A 4340-nucleotide genomic window follows, 5' to 3' on the forward strand; every position below is an offset into this window, starting at 1 on the left:
CGCCCTATTAGCAGCCGAGGGGATAACTCTCTCTGGTACTGTTATAAGTGACAATAGAAAGATGATAACAAGCCGTTTTATGGGCTTTGTTACAGATGTTAGAGTATCTGAGGGTGATAATGTAAAAAAAGGTGATCTTTTATACACAATTGACTCAAAAGAGATAGACTCGGCACTAATTCAAGTAGAACTTGGTATCTCTCAAGCTCAACTAAGTCTTCAAATGTATCAAAACCAATATACAAACGTAAGACTAAACCTAGATAGACATAGAAGACTTTTAGAAAAAGATATGGTTTCAAAGTTTGAAGTTGAAAATCTTGCACTCGCTGAAGAGAATCTTGCAAATATGATTATCATCGCAAAAAAACAACTTCTTCAAGCAGAAGCACAATTAGCAGAGGTTAAAAATCAATACCGTTACTTAAACATAACAGCACCAAATAGTGGTGTAATAGTTAGTAAAAATATAAAAGTTGGTGAGATGGCGATGCCTGGAATGCCGGCTTTAGAGCTTTCAGATTTGAGTGATTTAAAAATATCAGCAGAGATAGCTGAAGATAATTTAGCTCTTATTAAAGAGGGTAAAAAAGTAGTTATCAATATCCCATCACAAAACATTCAAGCTGTTGGAACTATAAGCGCTATCATCCCTAACTCAAACCCAATGACTCACTCGTTTAAGATAAAAATCTCATTTAAAAATGTATACAAATCTATCTATCCAGGTATGTATGCAACTGTTGTAATAGAGTAAGGTTTTATGATGACGCACTATAAACCAACTGATATAGCAGGTAAATTAGCTGCTGGGTTTTTAAGAAATCCTCTCACCATTGTTCTTGGTGTCTTTTTACTCTTGATTGGCTACTTAGCCCTAAACATAATGCCAAGAGAAGAAAACCCTCAAATGGTAGTGAGTGGCTCTACTGTTATAGTTGCTCTTCCAGGGGCTAGTGCTGCTGAGATAGAAAAAGCAATAGTAAAACCATTAGAGAGAAAATTAAAAGAGGTAAAAGGGGTAGAAAACATCTCCTCTATGGCTATGGATAATGTGGGTGTAGTAAATGCCGCATTTTACATTGGGGAAGAAAAAGAGAACTCTAACCTAAAGATTTATGACAAAATCATGCAAAACTCAGACATGTTTCCAAAAGGTGCGATGAATCCAATCATCAAGCCACTTGATATTGACGTAGACATTCCTGTTGTCTCTATTGCTTTTTATTCTAAAGATGCAAACATGAGCAAAACTGAACTTTATGAGAGAGTTAAAAATATACAGCACCACATAAATGGCCTAAGCAACGTTGCAGTTACCGAGCTAAAAGGCGGAAACAAGCATCAGTTTAATATCGAAGTAGATTTGAACAAACTCTCAGGGTACAACATATCAATGGGTCAAATTGTTCAAGGTGTTCAGTCTCTCTCTTACAGTGTTCCAGCGGTAAAAAACAGAACTAAAGAGAATGAGATAGTTATGCTTGGCGTAAAAAATGCAATCGAGAGCGCTGAGGACATCGGAGATATCATAATAGCCCAGTATATGGGATCTGCAATCTACCTTAAACAAATAGCAAAAGTTAGCTCTTCTTATGATATTCAAAACTTCAAATCAGCAACAATTAGCAGTAAAAATGAGAATGGCGAATTCTCTGAGTTACAAAATCAAGTAACACTTACAGTATCTAAGCTTCAAGGTACAAATGCCGTGGTTATCGCTGAGGCTGTAAAAAGCGATTTAGAGACCTACAAAGAGTTTTTAAATAACAACAATATTGGCTACGTAATCACAAGAAACGATGGTGAGAGAGCAAATGAGGCTGTAAATGAGCTAGTTTTTCACCTTCTTTTATCAATTGTGATTATTGCTATATTACTAATCATAGTTCTTGGCTGGAGAGAGTCTTTAATCGTTACCTTTACAGTTCCTGCTATCTTAGCGATTACTCTTTTTGTAGCATACTTAACAGGGCAGACGATTAACCGTATAACCCTCTTTGCTTTCCTTCTTTCTCTTGGACTTTTGGTTGACGCAGCTATTATCGTAATTGAAAATATTCACCGTCACTTTCACTCAATAGAATCAGCTAACAAAAGCGTTGATGACATCATGATAGAAGCAACAGATGAGATTGGACCACCTACAAATATAGCGACTTTAGCAATCATTATGACTATGATTCCAATGGCGTTTGTTGGGCAGATGATGGGACAGTTTATGAAACCAATCCCTGCTAATGTTCCAGTTGCTCTTGTTGCATCACTTTTTGTTGCATATATTTTTACCCCTTATTTAGCAGTAAGAATGTTAAAAAAGCCAGAGTTTCATAGCGAGGAGAAACATTAATGTTTAAAAAATTTCAAGACACCGTATTTGAGGGTATTCAAAATCCTAAAAAAAGAAATTTGATTCTTGTTGCTACACTTATAGCGTTTGTGTTATCGGTACTTATGATTGCACCTAGTAAAATGGTTCTAGCAAAGATGCTCCCTGGAAAAAACAATGATACATTTACTATTTATACGACTCTAGCTGAGGGAAGCTCAATCGAGCAGACTTCTAGAGTAAGTGAGTGTGTTGCAAAACATTTAAAGAGTGAAAAAGAGATAACTGACTTTGAGATATTTTTAGGAATGGGCGCTCCACTTGATTTTGCAGGCCTTATAAAAGGTTCACACTTTAAAAACAGTGAAAATGTTTCAGAGATTGTTGTAAACCTTACAAAAAAACATAACAGAGACGAGCCTTCATATTTTATGGTTCAACGCATAAGAACTAGTATTCAAAATGAATGTACAAAGCTATATCAAAATACAACCATCACTTTTGTAGAGCCACCAGCTGGGCCTCCTGTTTTAGCGGCAATCGTTGCAGAAGTATACGGACAAGATTCAGATGGAATCCGCGCACTCTCAAATAGAGTAAAAAGCGTATTTGAAAAAACTGACGGTTTAGTTGATATAGAGGTGATGCAAGATGAGATATATGATAAATTTGAAGTAGAAGTTCATAGTACAAAGGCCTCTTTATCTGGTATAGATATTAAACAGTTAAACGATGTGCTCTACCTCGCGTTTGAGGGGATGCAGATAGCTGTAAAAAACTCAGATATTATAAATGATCAGATTCCTATCTATCTCTCACTAAGCAAAGAGTCAAAAAAATTCTCATCAAAAGATATTGACTCTCTAAAAGCAAAGCTTTCATCTTTAAAACTTATGAATCAGATGGGGATGATGACGCCTCTTACAGAGCTCGTTACGATTGTGCCTAAGAAATCAAATCCTATGATAATGAGTAAAAATCTTCATAAGATGACAAACGTTATGGCTGAGACAGATATGGTCTCTCAAGTCTATCCACTTATGGAAGCTAGAAACACCATACTAGATACATTTAGCGATAAATATGATATAAAAAAGATTGGGCTTTTTAACCTAAGACTAATAGATAAAATATCTAAAGATGTATATGAGATAATTTGGGATGGGGAGATGGAAGTAACACTTGATACTTTCGTTGAGCTTGGTGCTGCATTTATCGCGGCTCTTGTTCTTATATTTTTGTTGATGGTAATCTACTATAAGAGTTATACACTTAGCGGTATCATACTTTTAGGCTCATTCTTATCTATCATAGGCGTAATTGTAGGCCACTATATTATGGATATATTTACAAAAGATACATTCTTTTTAACTGCTACTTCACTTATAGGCTTTATCGCACTAATAGGAATTAGTTCTAGAAACTCTCTACTACTTATCGACTTTACAGCTTCACTTATGAGAGATAACAAAATGCCTAAAGCAGAAGCTATCGCATATGCAACTGCAACTCGTGCAAAACCAATTTTTCTAACTGCCGCAGCAATTATCTTAGCTTCAACACTTCTTGCAGGAGACGCTGTATTTGGAGGCCTTGGAGTGGCTCTTATCTTTGGAACAATAGCAGCAGTTATCGCTTCTTTGATTATAGTGCCAATACTTCTTTACAGAGCTGATTTAAATAGACATTTTAATTTGCAAGATTGAGCGAAATTATAAAAAGCTAAAGTTAGGTACAATAGAGTACGTATTAAGAACGTTAAATGCGTTAATGCGGCTTTAAAAACTGAAAATAGGAGAACAAAATGAATAAGACAAATTATGAAAATGTTATAGTTATTGTTGCTGATTTAGGTGAAATGAAGGCGTTTAACATAAAGAAGCATGAGGGAATGGTAGAAAAAAAGCTGAAAATATCTTACTCACTTGAAGCGTTAAGCTATATAAACTATATAGATCCACACCTAAGCGTGCGTAATATTACTAGAGATAGTGCTGGAAGATTCGGAAGT

General features: G+C 35.5%; 4 protein-coding genes. All 4 read left to right on the forward strand.

The features are described 5' to 3' along the window. Positions 1 to 757 (forward strand): efflux RND transporter periplasmic adaptor subunit (locus tag PHI38_RS09390; protein WP_299855481.1); only part of this gene is annotated, 757 nt, incomplete at its 5' end. Positions 758 to 763: 6 nt separating this feature from the next. Continuing rightward, positions 764 to 2350 (forward strand): efflux RND transporter permease subunit, encoded by a 1587-nt coding sequence (locus PHI38_RS09395; RefSeq protein ID WP_299855483.1) that lies wholly within the window; start codon positions 764 to 766, stop codon positions 2348 to 2350. After that, on the forward strand, positions 2350 to 4035 hold the full coding sequence (locus tag PHI38_RS09400; protein WP_299855485.1) for an efflux RND transporter permease subunit: 1686 nt from the start codon (positions 2350 to 2352) through the stop codon (positions 4033 to 4035). Before PHI38_RS09395 ends, PHI38_RS09400 begins: the two co-directional genes overlap by 1 nt. Before the next feature lie 98 nt (positions 4036 to 4133). After that, positions 4134 to 4340, forward strand: a 207-nt coding sequence (locus PHI38_RS09405) for a hypothetical protein (RefSeq protein WP_299855487.1), incomplete at its 3' end; no start/stop codon positions are given.

This window comes from Sulfurimonas sp., assembly GCF_028694895.1.
Lineage (GTDB): Bacteria > Campylobacterota > Campylobacteria > Campylobacterales > Sulfurimonadaceae > Sulfurimonas.

Bases quoted from the DNA above. Each gene is read 5' to 3' on its own strand.
- PHI38_RS09395 (WP_299855483.1), top strand. From the start codon at position 764: ATGATGACGCACTATAAACCAACTGATATAGCAGGTAAATTAGCTGCT.
- PHI38_RS09400 (WP_299855485.1), top strand. From the start codon at position 2,350: ATGTTTAAAAAATTTCAAGACACCGTATTTGAGGGTATTCAAAATCCT.